21 protein-coding genes and 1 other annotated feature are annotated in these 22,122 nt (G+C 43.8%); of the genes, 9 read left to right on the forward strand and 12 right to left on the reverse strand.

What is annotated here, in order from left to right:
* Positions 1 to 98: 98 nt before the first annotated feature.
* The 6 genes from R8389_RS00615 to asnA all read right to left on the reverse strand — a co-directional run bounded on the left by R8389_RS00615 (position 99) and on the right by asnA (position 6,146).
* A complete protein-coding gene (locus tag R8389_RS00615) occupies positions 99 to 848 on the reverse strand; it encodes an amino acid ABC transporter ATP-binding protein (protein WP_317637581.1) in 750 nt (249 codons plus the stop codon).
* On the reverse strand, positions 848 to 2,458 hold the full coding sequence (locus tag R8389_RS00620) for an ABC transporter substrate-binding protein/permease (protein ID WP_317637582.1): 1,611 nt from the start codon (positions 2,456 to 2,458) through the stop codon (positions 848 to 850). The genes R8389_RS00615 and R8389_RS00620 overlap by 1 nt, the downstream gene beginning before the upstream one ends.
* A 384-nt stretch (positions 2,459 to 2,842) precedes the next feature.
* Positions 2,843 to 3,475: a DNA-3-methyladenine glycosylase gene (locus tag R8389_RS00625; RefSeq protein WP_317637583.1), complete on the reverse strand. Its 633-nt coding sequence runs from the start codon at positions 3,473 to 3,475 to the stop codon at positions 2,843 to 2,845.
* A gap of 29 nt (positions 3,476 to 3,504) precedes the next feature.
* Positions 3,505 to 4,263 carry a TerC family protein gene (locus tag R8389_RS00630; RefSeq protein ID WP_317637584.1) on the reverse strand — a complete coding sequence of 253 codons (759 nt, stop codon included), beginning with the start codon at positions 4,261 to 4,263 and terminating at the stop codon, positions 3,505 to 3,507.
* 49 nt (positions 4,264 to 4,312) lie between these two features.
* A complete protein-coding gene (locus R8389_RS00635; protein WP_317637585.1) occupies positions 4,313 to 5,017 on the reverse strand; it encodes an NAD-dependent protein deacylase in 705 nt (234 codons plus the stop codon).
* A 118-nt stretch (positions 5,018 to 5,135) separates the two neighbouring features.
* Positions 5,136 to 6,146, reverse strand: a complete 1,011-nt coding sequence (asnA, locus tag R8389_RS00640) for an aspartate--ammonia ligase (RefSeq protein WP_317637586.1) — start codon at positions 6,144 to 6,146, stop codon at positions 5,136 to 5,138.
* Between the two features lie 54 nt (positions 6,147 to 6,200).
* Positions 6,201 to 6,443 (reverse strand) — a binding site (T-box leader).
* A gap of 122 nt (positions 6,444 to 6,565) precedes the next feature.
* On the opposite strand from asnA, the gene R8389_RS00645 reads away from it, so the two are divergent.
* Together R8389_RS00645 and R8389_RS00650 are read left to right on the forward strand one after the other, a co-directional pair.
* Positions 6,566 to 7,042 carry a hypothetical protein gene (locus R8389_RS00645; protein ID WP_317637587.1) on the forward strand — a complete coding sequence of 159 codons (477 nt, stop codon included), beginning with the start codon at positions 6,566 to 6,568 and terminating at the stop codon, positions 7,040 to 7,042.
* Between the two features lie 748 nt (positions 7,043 to 7,790).
* Positions 7,791 to 8,432, forward strand: a complete 642-nt coding sequence (locus R8389_RS00650) for a nitroreductase family protein (protein WP_425604638.1) — start codon at positions 7,791 to 7,793, stop codon at positions 8,430 to 8,432.
* 51 nt (positions 8,433 to 8,483) lie between these two features.
* On the opposite strand, the gene cls is transcribed toward R8389_RS00650, so the two are convergent.
* Complete coding sequence (gene cls, locus R8389_RS00655; protein WP_317637589.1) at positions 8,484 to 9,941, reverse strand: cardiolipin synthase; 1,458 nt, start codon at positions 9,939 to 9,941, stop codon at positions 8,484 to 8,486.
* Positions 9,942 to 9,963: 22 nt separating this feature from the next.
* On the reverse strand, positions 9,964 to 10,899 hold the full coding sequence (locus tag R8389_RS00660) for an alpha/beta hydrolase (protein ID WP_317637590.1): 936 nt from the start codon (positions 10,897 to 10,899) through the stop codon (positions 9,964 to 9,966).
* Positions 10,900 to 10,970: 71 nt separating this feature from the next.
* Here R8389_RS00660 and R8389_RS00665 point away from each other — a divergent pair, with 71 nt between their 5' ends.
* On the forward strand, positions 10,971 to 11,759 hold the full coding sequence (locus R8389_RS00665) for a ribonuclease H family protein (protein ID WP_317637591.1): 789 nt from the start codon (positions 10,971 to 10,973) through the stop codon (positions 11,757 to 11,759).
* Between the two features lies 1 nt (position 11,760).
* Here R8389_RS00665 and R8389_RS00670 read toward each other — a convergent pair whose 3' ends face one another.
* Positions 11,761 to 12,726, reverse strand: coding sequence for a DUF1002 domain-containing protein (locus R8389_RS00670; RefSeq protein WP_317637592.1), 966 nt, complete (start codon positions 12,724 to 12,726; stop codon positions 11,761 to 11,763).
* Positions 12,727 to 12,872: 146 nt separating this feature from the next.
* Here R8389_RS00670 and R8389_RS00675 point away from each other — a divergent pair, with 146 nt between their 5' ends.
* From R8389_RS00675 to R8389_RS00695, 5 genes are all read left to right on the forward strand, one after another.
* The gene (locus tag R8389_RS00675) at positions 12,873 to 13,721 is read left to right on the forward strand and encodes a glycosyltransferase family 2 protein (protein ID WP_317637593.1); all 849 of its coding nucleotides are present in this window, start codon (positions 12,873 to 12,875) and stop codon (positions 13,719 to 13,721) included.
* The gene (locus R8389_RS00680; protein WP_317637594.1) at positions 13,718 to 14,374 is read left to right on the forward strand and encodes an alpha/beta fold hydrolase; all 657 of its coding nucleotides are present in this window, start codon (positions 13,718 to 13,720) and stop codon (positions 14,372 to 14,374) included. Before R8389_RS00675 ends, R8389_RS00680 begins: the two co-directional genes overlap by 4 nt.
* A 159-nt stretch (positions 14,375 to 14,533) precedes the next feature.
* Positions 14,534 to 15,514, forward strand: coding sequence for a ribose-phosphate diphosphokinase (locus R8389_RS00685; RefSeq protein ID WP_317637595.1), 981 nt, complete (start codon positions 14,534 to 14,536; stop codon positions 15,512 to 15,514).
* 138 nt (positions 15,515 to 15,652) lie between these two features.
* Positions 15,653 to 16,336, forward strand: a complete 684-nt coding sequence (locus tag R8389_RS00690; protein WP_317637596.1) for a TetR/AcrR family transcriptional regulator — start codon at positions 15,653 to 15,655, stop codon at positions 16,334 to 16,336.
* A gap of 11 nt (positions 16,337 to 16,347) precedes the next feature.
* Complete coding sequence (locus tag R8389_RS00695) at positions 16,348 to 17,178, forward strand: hypothetical protein (protein WP_317637597.1); 831 nt, start codon at positions 16,348 to 16,350, stop codon at positions 17,176 to 17,178.
* 47 nt (positions 17,179 to 17,225) lie between these two features.
* Here the strand turns inward: R8389_RS00695 and R8389_RS00700 are convergent, their stop codons facing one another.
* From R8389_RS00700 to R8389_RS00710, 3 genes are all read right to left on the reverse strand, one after another.
* The gene (locus R8389_RS00700) at positions 17,226 to 18,152 is read right to left on the reverse strand and encodes a LysR family transcriptional regulator (protein ID WP_317637598.1); all 927 of its coding nucleotides are present in this window, start codon (positions 18,150 to 18,152) and stop codon (positions 17,226 to 17,228) included.
* 130 nt (positions 18,153 to 18,282) lie between these two features.
* Positions 18,283 to 18,771 carry a hypothetical protein gene (locus R8389_RS00705; protein ID WP_317637599.1) on the reverse strand — a complete coding sequence of 163 codons (489 nt, stop codon included), beginning with the start codon at positions 18,769 to 18,771 and terminating at the stop codon, positions 18,283 to 18,285.
* A 21-nt stretch (positions 18,772 to 18,792) separates the two neighbouring features.
* Positions 18,793 to 20,679 carry an FAD-dependent oxidoreductase gene (locus R8389_RS00710; RefSeq protein ID WP_317637600.1) on the reverse strand — a complete coding sequence of 629 codons (1,887 nt, stop codon included), beginning with the start codon at positions 20,677 to 20,679 and terminating at the stop codon, positions 18,793 to 18,795.
* 339 nt (positions 20,680 to 21,018) lie between these two features.
* Here R8389_RS00710 and R8389_RS00715 point away from each other — a divergent pair, with 339 nt between their 5' ends.
* The gene (locus R8389_RS00715) at positions 21,019 to 22,107 is read left to right on the forward strand and encodes a D-alanine--D-alanine ligase family protein (protein WP_317637601.1); all 1,089 of its coding nucleotides are present in this window, start codon (positions 21,019 to 21,021) and stop codon (positions 22,105 to 22,107) included.
* The last annotated feature ends 15 nt before the right edge of the window (positions 22,108 to 22,122 follow it).

Here is a 22,122-nt window from a genome sequence, read left to right on the forward strand (position 1 = left end):
AGCCACAAGGCTCAATTTGGCAATAAATAATTGTTTGTGAATTTTAACTCAGATAGCAAAAGGGCAGACTGTTAACAACTCAGTCTGCCCTTTTGTATTTAACTGTTTTGGAAATTGCTAAGAAATTTTTCGGTCAGTTCATTTTGCGGGTGGTTGAAGAGCTGGTCAGGATTTCCCTGTTCGGCAATGATGCCGCCGCTAATGAAGAAAATTTGGTCAGAAATGTCGCGGGCAAAGGCCATCTCATGGGTGACGATAATCATGGTTAAGCCGGTTGTCGCCAGGTTTTGCATAACACTCAGGACTTCACCCACCATCTCGGGGTCAAGGGCACTGGTGGGCTCGTCGAAGAGCAGGATCTCCGGATCCATGCAGATGGCCCGGGCAATCGCTACCCGCTGCTGCTGACCGCCTGAAAGTTGATTTGGCCGCGCATTGATGTATTCTTCCATACCGACTTTGGTCAGGTTTTTGAGGGCAACTTCGCGGGCTTCTTCCTTAGACCGCTTCAAGACCAGTTCCTGGCCGACCATGCAGTTGGCGAGAACGTTCTTGTTTTCGAATAGGTCGAACTGCTGGAAGACCATGCCGACCTTGGCCCGGTAGATGTTGCGGTTGTAGCTCGGATCCAAGACGTTTTGGCCGTGAAAGATAACTTCACCAGCGGTTGGCTCTTCCAGTAAGTTGATGCAGCGCAAGGTGGTTGACTTACCACCACCGGACGGTCCAATAATCGTGGCAATCTCACCTTTGTTGATGTCAAGGGAGATGTCGCGCAGAACCTGGTGATCACCAAAAGACTTTTGAATCTGCTTTAAGCTTAAAATAGCTTCATTTGTTTCAGTCATTACTTGTTTCCTCCTTGTTTGCTAGTCGAGCCCACTTGTACTTGATTGGCCATTAAGTTGTAATTCTTGTTGCCTGCGAGCCGCCGTTCAATCAAATTGAAGATCCGCGTGATGGTAAAGGTCAGGATTAAGTAGATAGCGGAAATAGTCAGGTAAGTTGGGAAGAACTTGAAGGTCTGGCTGGCCACAGTAGTTCCGACAAAGAACAATTCAGAGACGGAAATGATGCTCAAAACAGAAGTATCTTTAATGTTGACGATAAACTCATTGGTAATGGATGGCAGACAGTTTTTGATTGCCTGCGGGAGGATAATGTGCCACATCCGCTGATTGTGGGTCATACCTAAGGCGCTAGCCGCTTCAAATTGACCTTCAGGCGTGGACAAAATTCCGCCACGAATTATTTCGGCTAAGTATGCGCCAGTGTTAATGGAAACAATGATTAGGGCAGCGGCCGTCCGGTCAATGTTAATGTGCCAGAACTGGGCAATACCGTAGTAGATTACGGCTGCTTGGACCATCATTGGGGTACCGCGGAAGACTTCAATATAGATTGAAAGTAACCAATTGATAACTTTCAGCAACCATTTTTTTCCTAAGGTTGCAGGAGTTGGAATAGTTCTAATAATGCCGACAACGAGACCGATGAAAAAGCCCGCGATGGTACCAACAAAGGCGAGTAGCAGGGTCATACCAATCCCGCTTAGTAGCATCCCGCCATACTGCTTCCACATTGAAACTAGCCAGTTCTCTTGGTTGCCTTTTTTGCCATTGTCAGTTTTGGGCTGCACTTTAATAGCATTGGTCATGAGCTTAGTACGTTCGGCTTCAGGAATAGTTGCCAAGGCATTATTGACCTTTTTTAAGAGGTCCTTGTTTGGCTTGGCAATTCCAATCGAAGTAACGGATTCTTCTTTGGTTACGTGGAAGCCCGGCATTTTGCTGATTGGAATCGCTTTGATATCAGGATCAACCAGCTTGAAAGAGGTTGCTTCTGTATCTTCTGCTAAGTAGCCGTCGATTGTACCCGAAATTAAGCTTTGCCGCATTGCCGCAAAGTCACGCATGGCAGTTTGTTTTTTGGCTCCGCGCAGCTGATTAATCATCGCATAGTGCGAAGTGCCCTGTTGCGCCGTTATTTTTGCGCCCTTAAAGTCATTAAGGGTCTTAGCGTTAGCATATTTGCTGTTAATTTTGGTGATAACGACAAATGTGCCGTGGCGGTATGGTTTAGAAAAGTTAATGGCCTTTTCACGCTCAGTAGTTGGACTCATGCCGGCAATAATCAGGTCGGCCTTGCCACTGGTTAAAGCGGGTAAGAGACCATCCCACTCAGTTTTGACTACTACCACTTTTTGGTGCAGTTTTTGACCAATAATTTTTGCGATCATGACGTCATAACCATTGGCATAGGTATGCGAACCCTCAATCGGAAGTGCGCCGTTGGCATCATTGGTCTGAGTCCAGTTGTAGGGCTGATAGTTAGCCTCCATTGCAACTTTTAAGACACCATTGTCCTTTTTGGCGTATACCTGATTAAAATTGGCCCCGAGGGCTAAACTAACTAGTAATGCGATGAAGATCGACATCCACTTGTATCTTGACTTCATTTTGAAAACCTCCGAAAATATTTTTCAAATAAAGCCAATACAATAAAAAGCGTAAATAAAAACCTCGTTGTGCTTCAAAACAACGAGGAGTGAAAATCTAATTTAGTTAGACAAACAGATAGCGCTCCCTAGCTACTAACTAGGACAGTCTGCAAGATCTTCTCCGGCAGCCCAACAAAAATATTGAAACGAACAATACTTTTATTTCGGCGGTAATTCTTACGGTAGCCTTCCTAGTGTTCGTTCACTCAGGCTATGTTCGTAATCACCGCGACCTCTATTGCATTGGTAATTATTTAATTGTAGCAAATGATAGGCTAAAATAGCCTGCTTGTCAACTTCCTTATTAAAAAAGCTGTTATTATTATTTCATCATTAACTTATTTATTGCCAGCCATGGTCAGTGCGCCAGTTCCGTTTCTTCATGCGGGAAACATAGGGATTACCAGCCACGTAAAAACGGAGCGGTTTGTCAGCCCATTCACGCTCGGACTGGTTGACCCCGATACGCGGGCTACGGACAATTTGGCGGGCCGGCCGCTGGTGTGAACTGTCAAGTTCGATGGTAAAGGGTGAAGCTTGTAGGGAATGAAGGTTCCAGCTTAGATCGTGGATACCGAAAGCCTGCATCATTTTAGCTGGTCCGTTGGTTAGCAACACCCCGCCCTTGCCATGGCGATTTACTAGCATTTGCTCAATGCCCCAAACGGGTTCAATGGCCCGAATTAGGATGCCCTGTGGTTCATTACCGGCCTGGGTAGCCACGTTAAAGAAGAAGTACTGTCTTTGGGCATAGAGATAGATAGTGCCACCACTGCGGTACAGGCCCTCATTGGCAAGACTACGGTGGCCGCCATAAGAGTGGGCCGCGCGGTCTTCTTTACCTAAATAGGCTTCAGCTTCGACAATGTAACCGCCCATTGTCTGGCTACCGGCAGTATAGGTCAAGGGCCGTCCAATGATGTCAGCTGTAATTTCAGTAGTTGATCGGTTGGTAAAAAAGGTTGAATAATCCATACTGACTCCTCTGTGGGGTAGATTAACACTTACTTACGTCCGTGTTGCTTAACTCGCCAGAAGTGAAAGACGATGGTGAGCAGCAACACGCCAAAGACAATTAAAGCAAAGATAGTGTTAGGTAACTCAAAGGGAAGAGGTGGCAGTGAAACTAGTAACTTGGTAGCGATGATGCCAATCAGGAGGTAGGCCATTGGCTGTAGTTCAGGGATCAGGTCCATCAATTTAATAATTGCTTCAGCAACACCCCGCATGCACAAAATGCCGATCATACCACCGATCAACACAATGACCGGATTGTTTGAAACGGCGAGTGCTGCCAATACCGAGTCAATTGAGAAAACAATATCCATGGCTTCAATGGAGATGACTGTGCGCCAGAAGAGCGAAAGGCCATGGCCGGCATTCTTTTTGATTGACTTGCCGGCAGCTGGCTGACTGGCTTTTTGGGGGTGGCGCTGGTCATAGTAGAACTTAAGTGCGAGGTAGAAGAGGTATAGACTACCAGCGAGTTTAATCTCCCAAAAGTTAATTAGGTAAGTGCCAAGCCCAATCACCACAAAACGAAAAATATATGCACCCCAAAGCCCATAAAATAAGGACTTCTCTTGTTGACGTTGATCTGGCAATGCCTTGGTTTGAGCGGCCAGCACAACCGCATTATCAACTGACAGGAGGCATTCCATCAAGATAAGGGTAAGAATAACCAGCCAGTCCTGACCGCTCGTTAGGACGTGGAGCCAGTTACTGCTATCAAAGAAGGGGGCATACATTTTGATAATTGACATTAATAACTCTTTTCTAGTTAAGGTTGAATCGTGACATTAGACAGGTAATTTAAAGCTGCTGAAAAACATCCAGGGCATCACCGATAATGGCGGAGATACCAGGAGCAGGGATCGCGGTCTTGTTGATGGCCCAGACTTTGGCGCCGCTTTGCCGGTAGGAGAGGAGCTGAGCGAAAGGGTAAACAACAAAACTAGTACCAGAAATAATGACTAAATCGGAATGTTGCATGGCATTAACAGCCTTAGCCAGGTTATCGCCGTTGATAGCTTCGCCGTATAGAACAATTCCAGGTCGAATAATACCACCGCACGCTTCATGCCGGTAAGACTGGGCGTAGGCTTCGTAGCTGACCGGGTTGTGACACTTAGTACAATAAATATTGTAGAGGCTGCCATGGAATTCAGTCAGGTGCTGATTGCCTGCTTTCTGATCCAGGCTATCAACATTCTGGGTAATAAGGTCACCTTTATCATGGCAAATTGCCGCGATTTTTTGATGGATAATATTAGGTTGGGCGGTGGGGAAATACATGTTATCCATGACAAACCGGTAGAAAAATTCCGGTCGCTGATAGAGCGTTTCTTCACTCAGGATGGTTTCCGGACTCTCTGCAACGCCACCATAGATACCATTTTTGGAACGGTAATCGGGGATGCCCGAGTGAGTAGATACACCTGCACCAGTCAAAAAAGTAATGTGCTGGGCTTGCTTAATATCAGTTGCTAGTTCATTGATTTGGGAAGAATTAATCATCAGTTGGGTCCTTTCTGTAGACTGCTTGCTTTATATGATAGTCTACTACAAGAATCCGAATTGGCCCCATCTTTATCACCAAAAAATCCGCCTGCTTTTACAGGTGGATCTGTTTGGCTTATAAAATTTGCATATGATTGTCCTGGCACTGCTTAATCATTTCTGCTGACCAGACACTGGCTTGGACTTCGCCGATATGGGCCTTGCCCAAAAGTAGCATGCAGAGCCGGGACTGACCGATGCCACCGCCAATTGAATACGGAAGTTTTCCGGCTAGAAGCATGTGGTGGAAAGTCAATTGTTCGCGGTCCAGGCAATTCGCCTTTTTAAGTTGGTCATGCAGACTTTCCGGGCTGACCCGAATACCCATCGATGATATTTCCATTTTTTGCTGGAGCGGTTCATACCAAAATAACAGGTCACCGTTTAGTTGCCAGTCGTCATAGTCGGGTGCGCGACCATCGTGGGGTTGGCCGCTTCGGCGCAGTTTATCACCAATTTTCATAATAAAGACCGCTTTTTCTTCTTGGGCAATCTTATTTTCACGCTCTTCAGGAGACAAGGCGGGCCACCGATCTTCCAACTCTTGTGTACTGACAAAATGGACTTCATCCGGCAAGCGATAAGTGGAGGCTGGATAGCGTTCGGCACATTCTTTTTCAATCTGCTTGATTGCAGCATAAATTTGCTCAACCGTATTCTTTAAAGTCACGGTGGTACGTTCTTCTTTGGTGATCACCTTTTCCCAATCCCATTGGTCGACGTAAAGCGAATGGAAGTTATCTAGTTCCTCGTCGCGTCGAATGGCATTCATATTAGTATAAAGCCCTTCATGAATCCCAAAACCATACTTTTTTAAGGCCAGTCTTTTCCACTTGGCGAGCGAATGAACAATTTCTAGATCGTCTTCCCTAATATCTTTAGCATCAAAGGCAACCGGGCGCTCAATTCCGTTTAAGTTATCGTTTAAGCCAGTGTGATGCTCAACAAACAGTGGTGCAGACATCCGTTGTAGATTAAGCTTTTCAGCTAGAATGGCCTGGAACTGTTCGCGAATAAAGACAATTGCGGCCTCCGTATCCCGAATGGTCAGGGTTGGTTGGTAGTCTTCCGGTAAAATTAAAGTCATAATGTTAACCTCCCAAGATTTGAGTCAAAGAAAAAGCCCTTCGCCCCTTAACTAAACAAGGACGAAAGGCTTTTTTCCGCGGTACCACCTAAATTGTCCCCTATGGGGACCAACTCATGAAGCACAATCATGCTTCACCAGCTTGATAACGTACTGGAGACGGCGCCACCTACTTTAACAATGATTTCAGTGTGCTGCTAAAAGGGTTTTTCAATAATCCAGGGTCTGCCGCCTTCCCACTATCGCCGGCTCACTTCAAGAGATAGATTATCTACTCGTCTTTTTCACTGCATTTAGTTTAATATTAATTTAACAAAACTATTAATTAAAAGCAAGTCTAAAATAAACGCAGCCGCACTAATCAACTAAAAATGACTTGTCTGTTATAATGAGTAAAAATAAAGGACGAGGAGTAAATTATGGTAAGTTTTTATCTTATTTTAGATGCCGTGTTGCTCTGCTATACCTGCTATAGCTGGTATTGGCAGGCTAATATTGACTTAAAAGGACAATATCGAACTTCTTCAGTAATTTGGATGGTAATTTTAATTTGGGCCGGTTTTGTTTGGCAATTTATTCAAAAAGGTGACCCCGGCCTAGGGGTCTTTTTGGCAATTTTTCTAATGATTGGGCTACTTGACGGCTTTACTGGTTTTGCGCCTAAGCGGGCCGTGGTATCAGGGTATTTTCGTCGGACCGTGCCCTATACTGAAATCATGATGGTAACTTTGATTAAAGTGCCCAATCCAAAGAAAGAAATGGTTATTTGCATCCTCACGACACAGAAAAACAAGCAGTATTATCTCCGCTTTACTCATGGTGTTACCCAGATTATTGGAGCAATTAAAGAACACATTCACCACGATATTAAAATAGAAGTCCAAGACATTTTATAAAAGTCCGTAGTCTGACCAGTTAGGGCTAAAGCAAAAATCAGTTGACTAAAAGCGGCAGATACTATAAGATGAGTTTTGTAACCGCTTTAAATATGGTATTACTGCGCCGTCAAACTGATAAAGAGAGTCTATAAAATCCCGCTACTAGAATATGCGCTAGCACCATAAACGGAGCCAGATGATGCGAAAAAACCTTACAAAATCACTACCTACGTCCTCGGATGTTTACTGGTACCTACACTGCTCTGCTTGATCAATGCCAGCAAAAATCCGGCTACTCCGACTCCTAGAGGGGACTTTGATAATAATGTCAATCCCCCCAATAATGTTCATGTTGCGGTGAACGTACATGAACATCAGGATTACATATTTTACTTTAATGGCGCTGAATTCGACCGGGGTACATACAAGAGAGCAATAGCTGACCCAAACAATGGTAAATTCAAACATGAGACCGATAAGCGTGCAAGCGATAATGCATATGTCTTAAAGCCCCAAAAGGGCCGTGGCGGCATTTTGGTCGTTACAAATAAAAAATCATATTTGTATTACCCCAAGTTAAGAGACCAGGTGATTGTTGTTGAGAAAACCTCGGATGTGCCAACAACGATAGGAGAATCGAAGTAATTTCATACGAATACCTAGAGAAGTAACGATGGGAAAATTCAATAGGAGTTAGATAAAGAAAGCCAGTAGTAAACGCTTTAAAACAAGTAAAATTGCATATAATATGGAAAGTGTGATAAATATGCGTAATAATGACTTTAATGATGTTGTTCAAAACCGTCATTCTGTCCGAAATTTTGACCGGACAGTTAAAATTCCACGGTTTGAGTTTAAACAGATGATTGAAGAGACAATTACTGCTCCCTCGGCCTGTAATTTGCAGGCTTGGCACTTTGAAATTGCAGATACAGCAGCCAGTTTAGCTAGGGTAAAAAAATACATGATGAAATTCAATTATCCGCAAGTGGATTCCTGTGCAGCTATTGTACAGCTTTTTGGTTATAGTGATGCTTATAAGGCTTACCGCAAAATGTGGACCAAAACTTATGAAGAGGGACATATCACTAAAGAAAAACTGGACGAAGTATTGAGTACTTTTTTGCCGCTCTATGAGAATGGGTCAAGACAAATGCGAGCAATGGATGCCATTATTGATAGTTCGTTGGCGGCAATGCAGTTTATGTTAGTAGCACGTAATCATGGTTATGATACTAACCCAATTGCTGGTTATGATGCTAATCAAGTTCCTGCCACTTTCGGCCTTGATCCAGAGCTCTATGTTCCGGTTATGGCAATTGCAATTGGCAAAAGCACAAAACAGATGAATGATGCAGTTAAGACAGTTCGTTATCCAGTTGAGCAAAATTATCATTTCGCAGATTAAGGTCCACGATTGACATCAGTAAAAAAGACTTCCAATCATTGGGAGTCTTTTTTAGAGAATTGGTGAGAGCATTCTTGAGAAGCTCTGAAGCGTCTTGAGCCAGCGACTTTGCTGGGCAATTGCTTGCGGCGTTAACAAAGTTGAATCCTTCATGTCTGCTTCAAAAGAGCGGGCGACCTCGCCAGTAAAGTCACGGTCATAGAAAACAGCAATATCTTCGAAGTTGAGATCATAAGAGCGGTAATCCTGATTCATTGAACCGACTGTTGAAAAGTTATCGTCCACCACAATGGTTTTGGCATGGATGAAGCCCTTGTTGTAGATATAGATCTTGACGCCATAACGTGACAATTCATTGGCATACCACTGTGTTGCCCGATAAATGAAAGGATGGTCAGGCTTACATGGGATCATGATGCGAAGGTCGACCCCCGACATGGCCATAGTAAGCATTGTAGCAAACATGGCGTCGTCAGGAATCAAATACGGGGTTTGAATCCAGACCCGCTTCTTGGCCATGGCCATCAACCGCATGACGCCGTTGCGCATGTTGGCATTATAATGGTCCGGCCCGTCAGAAACAATTTGAGTTGCGACATCACCAGGATGAATGTCGTTTTCGTCAAGATTAGGAAAGAGTAGCTGATTAAAGGTGATAATCTGCTCTTCCTTCTGGACCGAGGCATTCCAATCCATAACAAAACGCTCTTGCAAGAGCAGTGAGGCCGAACCAACAATTCTAACCTGACTGTCGCGCCAGTAGCCAAACTTCTTTTTTCGGCTCAGATACTGGTCCCCAATGTTGAAGCCGCCGGTCCACGAGGTTTTGCCATCAACGATGACAATTTTGCGGTGGAGGTGGTAGTTGATACGGTATCTAGTGATCATATTACGTGAGGTGATGAAGGGTAAGACTTGACCGCCTGCCTTACGTAGCTGATTGAACCAAGTTTTGGTGGCTCCCATCGAGCCCCAAGCATCATAAAGTACACGGACATTAACCCCCTCCTTAGCCTTATTAATTAACAGGTCAAGGAATTCATTGCCAATCTGGTCATTATAAAAAGTATAAAATTCAATGTTGACCGTTTGCTGGGCGTTTTTAATGTCACGCATCATATCCTGAAACATTGGCTGCCCATCGGTGTAGAGCTTGACGTGGTTGTTTTTGCTTAAGGGCGAATCACCGTTATGATCGAAAAAATGCACGACCATTTTAGCTTGATTGGAGGTATCAGAGGTGCTGATCTTTTTTGGGGCCTTGGTAATTGATTTTTGGACGTTACGCAAGCCAATGTGGTGTTGCTTATTAATAGCAAAAATATTTTCTTGCGAGATTCCCCGTCCAAAAAAGCCGTAAAGAATCAGGCCAATTACTGGCAGAACTAGCAGAATGATTAACCAAGCCCAGGTCGTTGAAACAGAACGGCGCCTGTGAAAGACAATGTAGAAAGCTAAAATGGTGTTAGTGATGATAATGATGCGGATGATGTCGTGAAGGATGATCACTGCTTACCTCCAAAAAGATTGATTATTTTGATAATCCGATGAACTCGTCAATAATGTTAATCACAAATGGGTTGTCATGCATCCAGCTGTGCTCAGCATACTTTTGCCCCCGAATTTCTACTTCATGGTAGGAATTAGCATTAGGTGCTAGAATATAGCGAATGCTTTTGGCGGAAGTAACAGAGATGAACTTGTCACTATTAGTGTTATCCAAAACATTGCCATAAATGTTGAGAATGGCAATATTGGGGTTGAAACGCTTGCGGTAAAGCAACAAGTAAAAGTAGTGCGGGTAGACTACAGTCGGACGGCCGTTTTGGTTGAAGCCATTGACGTTGGGGATATCTCCCATGTAAGTTGTGCCATTGAAGGGTCCAGCAACGAAAGCACACTTGGTTAGTCGCGGGAAGTTTGCTTTGCGAGCGGTGCGCATTTCCGTGCGGACAATGCAGGGGCAAGCCAGCGAATGGGCAACTGCAGCGTAGTTTTTGAAGTGATACCGGTTAGCCAAAAAGGGTAAAACAAAACTTAAGTAATAGTCAATCGTGTAAACGTTGACTAGGCGCTGGCGAAAGATGACCTGAACAATTGGATTAGGATCACCGGTCCAGGTACCCTCAAGCTTGAAGTTGCCGAGCAAGTCGGCAGTTACTTTAAGAAACTGGGTAGATCCCTTATCTTTTAGCGCCTGTTTGACCATTGCATTGGTAGTATAATCACCGCCGCGGAAGCCGTGGAAGTAGATAATGGGGACCTGGGCGAAGTCGCCGTGCTTGTCCTCGATGGTAGCCTGGTCGGTGACTGTCTTCTTAGGATGGAAACGGAGAAAAGCCCGCAGCGGAACAAAGGTAGCTAACGCAGCTAAAAAGAGCATATTGAACTGGCTGGGTTCTTTTGATAAATTGTGTTTGCGGTTTTTTTCCGCTTCTTCCTTATATTTTTTGGTATTGAAGAACATAATGGCCGCCTTAAAATTAAACTACTTGTATTTTAACATTGACGAGAACTTTTTAGGGAATAGAGGTACGGATGAAATTTTATGCAGTTAGAAAGGGCCGTAAACCAGGTGTTTATCGCACTTGGGCAGCGGCCAAAGAGCAAGTTGAGGGTTTTTCTGGAGCAGAGTATAAGTCATTTACCAAGGTAACCGATGCTACTGAATACCTGAATTGGAATCAGCGAAAAATCAACCAAGTTTTTCAAAAAGATGAAGAAGCATTAGAGCGAGCAATTGCCAAAATCCAGCAAACGAGCCGTACAGTTAACCAAGTTAGTCAAGATCAGGCAGGGCGCCGCGAACCAGCTGCTAAAAAAAGCAAGCCAGGTGGTTATTTTGCTACGACTTATACCGATGGCGGCACCCGTAACACGGGGAATTACAAGGGCGGGCACGTCCGCACCACGGATAAAGCGGCCTGGGCCTACCTGATCGAATGGCAGGATCACGGGCAGCAGCAGACAGTCCATGATGCCAATGGTGAATTGGGTGCAACTAACAATAAGATGGAGTTGACTGCCCTAATTGAAGCACTAAAAAAATTACTGGAATTGGGTTTTAACCAAAAACCCTTACTGTTTGTGCTTGACTCGCAGTATGTGCTAAATCCGATTACCAAGGGTTGGCTTAAGGGTTGGAAAAAACGGGGTTGGAAAAAAAGCACCCCAGGCGAAATTGCAAACCTGGAGTGCTGGCAAAAATTAGATCAACTACTTGAGCAATTTTCACAAAGTCACTTTGAGTGGACCAAGGGTCATGCCAATAATCGTGGTAACGAGTATGTTGACCATGCCCTGAATGAGGTTATGGATCAGATGTGAATCAACCGATGCGAATGACTGCAGATCCACCAAAGAGGTGACTGAAAAAGTCGGTAATATTGTGCCAAGCTTGCTGGAACCAGTTACGGTTTTCCGTAGTATTGATTTTAGCAAAAATATCCTTGGCGTTCTTTTCGATATTTTTAGAAAGCGTGGCGGCTTGGTCCTTAAAGCGGTGGTCTTTCAAAGCACCGGAGTCACGGATTTCAATCATAAAGTTAACGATTTCTTGTTTTTGGTTAGTGGTAATCACGTCACCGAGGTGGTTGATGTTGATTTGGTTATTCACAATGGTTTGGATTTGACTATTGGAAATATTGTTGCCAATTTTACCCATGTCTTGCTTGGCACCAGCCACTGCGTTATTCAATTGGGCGTCACTATAGCCATCTTTGTCCTGGTTTTCCTTGGTGATTTTGCTCAAAGCACCCATTTCATCTTGAGCAGCATTAACCTGGTCTTGATTTAAGTGTTCGCCCGTTTTACCGTATGCTGCATAAACGCTGGCCAGAGCACCAGAACCATCAATCGGAACGGCACTGGTCACGTAGATATTGGCATCAGTAATGCCGGCAGTTAAGGCAGCATTTTTGTATTGGTTGGCAGTGATGGTGGTAATGTTGTTGTGGCTCTGGTAATTTAAAATTTGAACATTGATTCCGCTGCCAGCAGCGGTTTTTTGAATCATGGCACTGGACCAAACACCAGAAGTGGTGGTAAAGTTGGCGCCCGAAGGGTTGAGATATTTGACTAGATCAGCACCAGTGATAGTAGTAGTCTGGTAACTATCGCCGTTCAGGGATGCGGCTAGCGTCTGCACGGTGCCACTTTTTTGTCCTGCTGTTAGTGATGTGCCCAGGCAAACAATGGGCAGGTCGTCTGCCTTGCTGGTCTGCCCGGATAAGGTGAGCGCGGTTGCCGAAAAGAGGACGGCAAGCAGCACTAGAATAACTTTGTTTCTTTTCATAAAGATGGTTAACTCCTTTTACGATAATGATTAATTATACTAAAGACAGCTTGGAAAAGTTCACTAATGAGGTCTTTGTTTTTTGGTTTTATGTTATTTTTAAGAATTATGATGGTATAATATAGAATTAGCAGAGGAGAGATGAAATGATTCAGCAACCTGAATTGACGGTTATCATGCCAGTTTATAACCTTGAAAAGTACCTGGGTCGAGCTTTGGACCACTTAGCTAAGCAAGACAATGCCAACTTTAAGTTATTAATTGTCAATGATGGCTCAACGGACAATACCAGAAAAGTAGCAGAGAGCTACCGTGATCAGTTCCGTTATTTTAAAATCATTAATAAAACAAATGGTGGGTTGTCAGATGCCCGTAATGTCGGTCTGGCTCACGTGGATACTCCATATTTTACTTTTCATGATGGAGATGATTGGGTTGCCCCCAGCTACACGGATTTCTTTGTGCGGGCCTTTCATGAACATCCAGACGCTGCCATGGTTTCGTGTGGTTTTTGGATAGATTATGAGAATAAGGAAGGCTCAGTACAGGTTGGCAGAAAAGTTGCTTGTGGAATGAAGCGTAAGGCGAGTGCGTATCGCTTAATTGTCAACTTTGTAGGCTCACTATTTAACAACCGGATTTGCCCTTCTCCCGTTAAAGGCTATACCTGGAATAAGGGTTATCGACTTGCAATTGTGCAGCAAAACCACCTATCTTTCATGAAAAATTTAGCTTTTATGGAAGATCAAATTTTCACTGTCCAATATTTAGCTGCAAGTAGCGGTTTTTATTGTGATAATCAGCCGCTATATCATTACTGGCAGCGTAAGGACAGTATGGTTCATAACTATAGCCTAAAAATGATTCCAGATAATTTTAAAACTAATTACATTGTGGGTAAAATTATCCTGAAAGATCTGTGGCAAGAACGCAGAAAGAAGAAACCTATTTCAGAGCAAGAACTTGCTGAGGTCACTGAGAGGAACCAGCAATGATTGAAAAAGTTAATGGGACCGAGCTTTATTACAGTAAACTAGGTAAGGGCCAGCCACTGTTATTGTTGCACGGCCACCACTTGGATGGTGGCATGTTTGATAAGATTGTTGCGCCCTTGGCCCTGTATTACACAGTTTATGTGCTCGATATGCGAGGCCATGGACTTAGTCGGGGCGAGAGTGCTCAACACTATCAGACTGAAGTTGCCGACCTGGCTGCTTTCGTTAAGCAGGTGGGGATTAGGGGCTGTTACTGTTTTGGTTTTGATGCTGGCGGCCTTGTTGCAATGATGCTAGCCAGTCAGGACCAGCAGATTTTCAAAAAGTTGATGGTTGCTGGTGTTTTTGTCAATGGAAATGGTATTAGACCGTACCACTACTTAACTGAAGGCTTTTTGCGCTTTCTGCAGATGAACCGTGATAGCCAGGTCGAATTAACTGAAAGTTTTATGTCAGTTGATAGTTTGAAGGCAATTGCAATTCCAACCTACTGTGTTGTCGGCGAAAAAGACTGGGTTAAGGTTGAGCATGTGCGCTGGTACAGCCAGATCATGCTGCATGGCCAGCTGCTGATTATGCCCCGTCAAAAGCATGACAGCTACGTAGTCGATAGTTTTAAGCTATTGGATTTAATGGAAGAATTTTTTAAATAAAAAAGTTTCAAAAACGCTGAACAAAAGCTAGATTAAAATTATGATTTGATACAGGAATGTTTTTTCGGATTTTTAAGTGAATTTCCCACTTTTTTCAACATTGGGGGCTTTTTTTGTTTATAATAGATGAGAAAGAATTATTTTAATAAAGAGGTAGCTATGAACAAAGAAGAAATTCTTCAATTGTTGCATCCAATGAAAGTGATTGGACTGGGCGGAAATCCCGCGTTAAACGAGAAAATTGCCACTATTTTGAAAAAACCACTGATTGAAACTGCGGTGCAGCATTTTAGTGACGGTGAGATTCAAGTTAACATTGGTGAGAGCGTCAGGGGCTGTGACGTCTTTGTTATTCAATCAATTCAAGACCCAGTGAATGAAAACTTTATGGAACTAGAAATAGTACTGGATGCATTGCATCGGGCCTCAGCGCATCGGATTAATGTGGTGGTACCATATCTAGCCTATTCCCGTTCAGATACCAAAACCAGATCACGTGAGCCAATTACAGGTAAGTTGGTTGCTAACTTGTTGCAAATTACCGGCATGGACCACTTAATTGTACTCGACTTGCATGCTGCCCAAATACAGGGCTTTTACAATGTTCCAGTTGACCATTTGCATGCAATGCCGCTCTTAGCTCAATATTTTCTCGATAATGGAATTGCTACCAAAGAAGACGATAACATTGTCGTAGTTTCACCGGATCATTCTGGTGCTAAGCTGGCACGTAACTTTGGGCAGTTCTTTAATGCTCCGATTGCAATTGTGGATCAGCGTCATGCGCGTTATGATGCCGATGTTCATGACATGATTGGTAACGTCAAGGGCAAGAAATGTATCATTGTTGATGACTTAATTGATACAGGCTCACGCATTTCTTCTTCCACCAAGTCAGTTTTGGCTGCAGGCGCCGAAAAGGTTTACGTTGCGGCTACGCACGCCCTGTTATCGCAAAATGCTACTGAGATTCTCAATGGGTTGCCCATTGAACAAATTGTGGTTACCGATACAATCAAGCATAACCGCTATCCTGATCGCATGGTCCGCATCTCAGTTGACTTACTTTTAGCGCGCGGCATTAACTATGTCTATAATGACCGTTCGATGCACTTACTGAGCGAAAGTGAACTAAAATAAGCAAATTACCAATAACCTAATAAAAATTTAAAAGGATAAATGCTCTAATGAGTGAAATCTATTCGTTATTTTTCGTTGATTTATCCAGTGGCATTGGTATGATAAAATAAAATCGTATATAAAAACGGAGAAATAACTATGGCTCGACGGAAAAACTATAAAAGAAGACGAATTATCTTGGGTAACACGCTCTCGTTGATTAGAGAAAATGGATTAGATAATGTCTCTTTCCAGATGATTGCGGAGAAATCTGGAATTTCAAAATCGTTGTTGCAATCATACTATCCATATAAGGCAAAATTAATTGATGATGTTGTGCGCAATATCCTCAATACTCTGGACGGAGAAGTTAAAAAGCTCAATTATCGTGATGGTGACAAAGTTTGCGCCCGGACCAAGGCTTTCATCTATACAATTGCGAAGCTCGGAATTTATGATCAGGGCTTGAAGCGGATCATTACCGAAGTTTTTAGCAGTAACGAAACTCTTGATATCTGGAGCGGGATGCTGAATGGTTGGATTAAGGAAAATCAGATTTTTGATAGCTCCTTCTTTGACCTCAATGATGTACAGCACGGTATTGCTTTTGTGGTTACTGGAGCAGGCCGCCTGTTTTATGATCGCAAAGAGTTTGATTTGAATGCGGAACAGCTGGCAGACTATGCTACTAGCTCTTTGATGTATAGTTTTCTGCATTCTGCCCCAAAGCAAATCGACCAAGCACTTAAAGACGGACATGAAATTATTTCTGTGATTGACATCAAAGATATTCATCATGCAATTGATACAATGTTTGATGAAGACAAGGAAATTGTCTGTTAGGAAGGAAGAATATGGCAAATGGCGTGCGGGATGGCTTACACAGAGTGAGTCAGGAGCAGAACAGCCAATACAAAACAACCCTAACTTTTCTTATTTACTTACTTGTTACGCTGCTGATGATAACGGCAACTTTTCTTAATCCGCCATTTATGAAGAGGCAGATTAGGACAAGTAATAACGAAGCTGTAGTTGTGAGACAAGTCAACAAGCATTTTAACACTTTGGCTAATACGATTGGTGCCAGTCAAAGTAGTAATGCTAACTTGCTGACTTCTAAGCAAACACAGCCGATTGCTGATCATATTATTGACTATGCTTTGGGTTTTCCCTGGATAAAGGTTAATAACACTAAGCTGGCGAGACAGATTTTGCATGACATTAACCTTTATATTGACCAGGGCTCGTCAAGTGACGCGCAATTAGTGCAGGAAAAATTGAAAGAGCAGGGAAGTAATGCCTTGTACGAGGTAGTCGATGCCTTTAGTTTAAATACTATGATGATTGGTGGTAATATCGCGTTTATCCTCTTGCTTGGCAACTTGACGATAATTGTGATGGTTGCCCTGAGCCTAAAATCGTTGCTGAGTGAAATGCGCATGGTGATGAACGGTAAAAGATTGCTCCATAATATCACGGCGGCTGGGATGTGGGCTGGCTTTTGGGTGATTCTCATTGCCGGTCTGTTGGCCCTTTTTCCAGTTATCTTTAACATTACGGGCTTGGCGGTGCTAGGTTACGTATTGGAAATTGCTAGCAGCATTTTCTTAGACTTTGTCATTGTCGGTGTCATCTTATATATTGTAATGGCAATTCCATGGGAGATTAGCTCGCCGAATAATTAACTAAAAAACCCCTCTAGCATTAAGGCTAGGGGGTTTTTTAGTTGCCGCTAGGTGATTTTAGGTTGTAAATTTTTATGCTTGAAGATAGTGACCAAGTTCTGCAAGGCTGGTGAAGTCTCTACGGAGTGCCTAGTTGCAATAAAGAAAATCAAGTTGAGGATACTACTGTCCAAAGGAAAAAGGTTGATTGGAGTCTGGGCAATCCGCTTGATAATACTGGCTGAGGAAATAGTTAGCCCAATGCCATGGATGGCCAGATTAGTCGCTGTGATCACACTCTTGGATTCCATGACAATGTTGCCCTCAATTCTTAAGCGCTGAAAGAGACCATTAACCTGGTGTCTGACTGCCGAACCAGCTGCACTCAAGACCAGTGGTTCTTGTAACAAGTCTCTCAAATTGAGCTCGCCTGGATCAAGAATAAAGCGTCCCGCTTGATAATACGGGGAAGCGGGCGAGATTACGACGTAATAGCGTTCCCCGCCATTGATTACAACATCAAGACTGGAGTTAATGGCCTCTGGAGTTTGTCCAATGTAACAATCAATTTCCCCATTTAGTAACCTTTTTTCGCTTTCTCGCGGAAAATCCTCAACTAATTGGATGCTGACTTGCGGATTATTTTGCAGAAATTGGGGCAGGAGTTCCGGTAGCAGGTAAGTACCCAAGCTTTCTAGGATACCAATGCGGATAACTTGTTGCTTCGGGTTAGTGTATGAAGCAAGGCGACGATTTAGTTGTTGCTTGTCATAGGAGATGCTTTCGAGGTAGTGGTAATAGATTAAGCCGGCTGGAGTTAAGGTATAAGGCGGTTTACTACGCTCAATTATTTTGACGCCAAGATTGCGCTCAATCCGGCCAATTAGTTGGGTAAGATATGGTTGCGAGATAAAAAGCTCTTTAGCCGCTCTGGTAAAGCTGCTCTCTTTGAGCAAGACATCTAAGAAATGCTGCAATTCTTCTGGATTGTTCATAATAACTCCATTTCTAAGCTGATGTTGTTGGTTTAAGGTTTAAATTTACTTTCTTAAATATACAAAAAAACTGATAATTCTGGCAAATATGATTGGCAAAAAATATCAGTTTTTAACTTCTAAAAGTGGCTTAGATTGACCGTGATGCTGGTTTACCCAAAATTACTGTAGCGGTCTTAGTACCAACCCAAACAGCAACAAAGGAAGCAAGATATGAAATAATAAAGAAAATTAGCCAATCATGTGTCCAACCGTTAATCCAGGTTTGCATCCGGATTGACTGGGGAATTTCAGCGTTATAGAAAATACTCTGGCCACTACAAATCAAGGTATTGAAAGTGTTCAAAATAGCGGAAGGGATGATAGCCTGGACCAGCTTAAAGCTCAAGGTTCCTGGCTTCAAGCCTAATAATTGGGCAAAGCGGTCACCCCAACTGTTATATGGAATGAAAAGACTAACAACGAAGACAATAAAGAAAATTTCTGCCCAGAGCTTGAATAAAACTGTCCAGGTCAAGCCAAGTTGGTCAACCAGGATAACAGCAATTGCCATGATGAAGCCCATCACTAGAGCTAAAATGGCGGTAATAATAGTGCCGAAGTGGCTTTTTAAAAACATGGTTTGTTCCTTTCTTAAAGCTTAATTTTGGGAAGCTGCGCTAGCTGCATCTAGGTCCTGGCTTTCTTCATAAGCGGTGTTAGCAGCAATCCGGCCGAAGGTGAAGATATCGGCAAGTGAGTTACCCCCCAAACGGTTACCGGCATGAAGCCCGCCGGCATTTTCACCGGCTGAGTAGAGGCCGCTAATGATTTGTCCCGCTGGGTTCAAAACTCGGGCCTGGGGATCAATGGTCAGCCCGCCCATGGTGTGGTGGATGGCTGGCTTTCTTGGTGTGGCATAGAAAGGTGCAACTTCGCACTTAAGACCAAAGACGTTCTTGTGGAATTCAGGATCATTTTTTTGGTCGACAGCGTGGTTGTAAGTTTTAATGGTTTTAACTAAAGTGTCTGGATCCATACCTGCTTTTTGAGCTAGTTCTGTGAGTGTGTCTGCCTTGAGTAAGGAACCAGCCTTGACTTGGGCATCAATTGCTGCCTGACTAGTATTATAGGCAGTTTCCTTAATCTGATCGTCAGCAATCAGGTAGAATAAGCCCCCATTGTCAATCGCTGCCTTGGCCAAGGTATCTCGTTCGGCAAACTCGTTGACGAAGCGTTGGCCCTTTTGGTTGACCATGATGAAGTTGGCTGGAGGTGTTTGTAGTCCGGTAAATAATTCCCCCGTCTGCGGATCAGAAACGGGCATTAACTGAATAAAGCCCATGCCGAACAAGTCAGCGCCAGCCTCAAGCCCTAGTCGAATACCATCGCCAGTGATTGCAGGGGAATTGGTGGTAGCAATGTCGTCAGCAATGCTGGTCCAGTACGTATTGAACTTTTGGACCATCTTGGTGTTAGCGCCAAAGCCGCCGGCCGTTAAAATCACTGCCTTGGCGTGGACAGTTAACATACTACCGTCAGCGCGGGTGGCAATTACGCCGCAGACCTTGTCGTGCTCAATAATTAAGTGCTCAGCTTGAGTTTCCAGGTGTGGTTCGACGCCATGATTTTTCACCCAATCGCCCAAGATATGAATGTAGGCATAACCCATCGGTTCTACCGGTTTGTGCCCGCGCCGCCAGAGTCCGCCCACCGGCTCGGTAACCTCACTATTATCAAACTTAACGCCTAAATCCGTCAGCCACTTAACCGAGTTCAGAGCGTTGGTAACTAACTCATGGACCAAGTTATACTTGCCGTGAATTTCATTACCTTTTAAGTCGGTGCGCTTTCCGCCAAGATAGGTTTGGATTTCGTGCAAGAGGGTGGAATCAAATAAGTGGTCTGCCCCAGTTGCCACATAATCCTTGATTTGTGCCTGCAACTGCTCAAAGTCTTCCTGGTATTCTGGGTCAATCTGATCGAGCGGCAGTGCTGCTAGTTCCTCCAAAGTTTCTTTTTCACCAGGCAGAGCCGCGAACTTGCCCTGCCACTCTGGATCAGCTGCATTCAGAGGACCACCAGCCCGGCTTGTGTTGCCGCCAACTTGTGGGTATTTTTCAAGGATGACGACCTGTTCACCGTGTTGAATAGAGCGCACCGCTGCAGCCAGGCCAGCACCACCGGCACCAACAATAACCACATCAGTGGTTATCACTTCGTCTTGCTGTTGAGCAACGGCCGGTTTTGGCCGGTGCTTCCAAGCGGCAGCATCACCACCGGCTTGGGTAATTGCAGCGGCTACACCAGCGATCACGCCGTGGCTAGAAATGGTGGCACCGCTGACCGCATCAAGGTTGAGCGTTTGGTTGGCGACAATCTCTTGGGGGAGTCGGTGAAAAACCTCATCCGCCACGCCCTTAGTCTCGCTAGCTGAATCAACCGTGATCTTAGTAATTTTATTATCATTAATTTCCACCGTCATCGGCATGGCTTCAGATCCGTGTCCCATCGCCTTGACATTGTATTGACCACTTTTTAGTTCCATTTTTTACTACCTCGCTAATGTTTGTTTTAAATCCTTTTGAAAATAGCATAGCGCTTACAGCTGGGGCGAATCAAATAGTTTTTTTGCAATTTTTAAATAACAAAATTGCTATAACTAGATTTTTTACAACACTGTAGGGATTACTACTATCCTGTATAGTTAGACTAAATTTAGCTTGTTTCTACATAACATAGCCATTAAATTATTGGCGCTTTAAGGCCGGCTCGATGAGGTTTTAACCGGATCCGAAAATTATTTGCTAAAAATTAGTGAATTTGTAATTTTTCTGCTAGTAAATGCCGTATAATAAAAAAAGCTAAAACATATGAGGTAGAAACAATGACTAGGAAAACACAGGTTGGTCTTATTTTTGGTGGTAATTCATCTGAGTATGAAGTTTCAATTATGTCGGGCCACAACATTTATAGTGCGATCGATAAAAACAAGTTTGAAGTTCATCCGATTTGGATTACTAATTCAGGCTATATTGCTAGCGAAGAGGATGCATTCAAGGTACTTGAAAATCCGCAGTACACGGTTAAAAATCCCCATCAGGCAGCTAATATCGCCAACTTGGTGGAGTTAGCCAACTTGGCTGAAATTGATGTTTTCTTTCCGATTGTTCACGGCAATCTAGGCGAAGATGGCAGTTTGCAAGGCCTTTTTCGCGTGCTGGACAAGGCCTTTGTCGGTGATGATGTATTGTCTGCCGCGGTAACGATGGATAAGGAATTCACTAAAATTCTGGCCCAACGAGTTGGTGTGCCTGTAGCGAATTGGATTGCGATTAAACGGTTTGAATATGAAGATCCAAGCAATGATCACGATGCGTATGCTAAAGTTAGTGCCAAATTAGGTAATGACCTCTTTGTTAAGCCTGCTAACCAAGGCTCGTCCGTTGGCGTACACCATGTAACTACTGCCAAGGAGTATGAAGCAGCTTTGGCTGATGCATTTAGATATGACGACAAGGTTTTGGTCGAAGAGACTATCCACGGCACTGAAGTTGAGACTGCGGTGTTGGGCAATGACCAACCGCAAGTTTCAGGGGTGGGTCAAATTATCAACGCTGAGGGTACTTTTTACAGTTATGAAAACAAGTACGATGAAAATTCAACTACAACTTTGCAGATTCCGGCTGCTATTCCGCCCGAGATTGCAGAGCAGGTTAGGACCAATGCCCTGAAAATTTACCAGGTAACAGAGTGTAGTGGGTTTGCGCGAATTGATTCGACGTTGCGTGCAAGCGATCAGAAGGTTATCTTGACCGAGGTCAATGCCCTGCCAGGATTTACTAATATCAGCATGTATCCTAAACTTTTTGAGCAAGTAGGTATTTCCTATACCGCTTTGATTACCAAACTGATTGAATTGGGATTAGAGCGATATGAGCATAAACAGACCTTGTTGCACAAGATTGGTCAATAACAATGGGTGAGGGAG

The organism is Lactobacillus xylocopicola (assembly GCF_033096005.1).
Taxonomy (GTDB): domain Bacteria; phylum Bacillota; class Bacilli; order Lactobacillales; family Lactobacillaceae; genus Lactobacillus; species Lactobacillus xylocopicola.

Bases quoted from the DNA above. Each gene is read 5' to 3' on its own strand.
- R8389_RS00615 (WP_317637581.1), bottom strand. From the start codon at position 848: ATGACTGAAACAAATGAAGCTATTTTAAGCTTAAAGCAGATTCAAAAG.
- R8389_RS00620 (WP_317637582.1), bottom strand. From the start codon at position 2,458: ATGAAGTCAAGATACAAGTGGATGTCGATCTTCATCGCATTACTAGTT.
- R8389_RS00625 (WP_317637583.1), bottom strand. From the start codon at position 3,475: ATGGATTATTCAACCTTTTTTACCAACCGATCAACTACTGAAATTACA.
- R8389_RS00630 (WP_317637584.1), bottom strand. From the start codon at position 4,263: ATGTCAATTATCAAAATGTATGCCCCCTTCTTTGATAGCAGTAACTGG.
- R8389_RS00635 (WP_317637585.1), bottom strand. From the start codon at position 5,017: ATGATTAATTCTTCCCAAATCAATGAACTAGCAACTGATATTAAGCAA.
- asnA (WP_317637586.1), bottom strand. From the start codon at position 6,146: ATGACTTTAATTTTACCGGAAGACTACCAACCAACCCTGACCATTCGG.
- R8389_RS00645 (WP_317637587.1), top strand. From the start codon at position 6,566: ATGGTAAGTTTTTATCTTATTTTAGATGCCGTGTTGCTCTGCTATACC.
- R8389_RS00650 (WP_425604638.1), top strand. From the start codon at position 7,791: ATGCGTAATAATGACTTTAATGATGTTGTTCAAAACCGTCATTCTGTC.
- R8389_RS00660 (WP_317637590.1), bottom strand. From the start codon at position 10,899: ATGTTCTTCAATACCAAAAAATATAAGGAAGAAGCGGAAAAAAACCGC.
- R8389_RS00665 (WP_317637591.1), top strand. From the start codon at position 10,971: ATGAAATTTTATGCAGTTAGAAAGGGCCGTAAACCAGGTGTTTATCGC.
- R8389_RS00670 (WP_317637592.1), bottom strand. From the start codon at position 12,726: ATGAAAAGAAACAAAGTTATTCTAGTGCTGCTTGCCGTCCTCTTTTCG.
- R8389_RS00675 (WP_317637593.1), top strand. From the start codon at position 12,873: ATGATTCAGCAACCTGAATTGACGGTTATCATGCCAGTTTATAACCTT.
- R8389_RS00680 (WP_317637594.1), top strand. From the start codon at position 13,718: ATGATTGAAAAAGTTAATGGGACCGAGCTTTATTACAGTAAACTAGGT.
- R8389_RS00685 (WP_317637595.1), top strand. From the start codon at position 14,534: ATGAACAAAGAAGAAATTCTTCAATTGTTGCATCCAATGAAAGTGATT.
- R8389_RS00690 (WP_317637596.1), top strand. From the start codon at position 15,653: ATGGCTCGACGGAAAAACTATAAAAGAAGACGAATTATCTTGGGTAAC.
- R8389_RS00695 (WP_317637597.1), top strand. From the start codon at position 16,348: ATGGCAAATGGCGTGCGGGATGGCTTACACAGAGTGAGTCAGGAGCAG.
- R8389_RS00700 (WP_317637598.1), bottom strand. From the start codon at position 18,152: ATGAACAATCCAGAAGAATTGCAGCATTTCTTAGATGTCTTGCTCAAA.
- R8389_RS00705 (WP_317637599.1), bottom strand. From the start codon at position 18,771: ATGTTTTTAAAAAGCCACTTCGGCACTATTATTACCGCCATTTTAGCT.
- R8389_RS00710 (WP_317637600.1), bottom strand. From the start codon at position 20,679: ATGGAACTAAAAAGTGGTCAATACAATGTCAAGGCGATGGGACACGGA.
- R8389_RS00715 (WP_317637601.1), top strand. From the start codon at position 21,019: ATGACTAGGAAAACACAGGTTGGTCTTATTTTTGGTGGTAATTCATCT.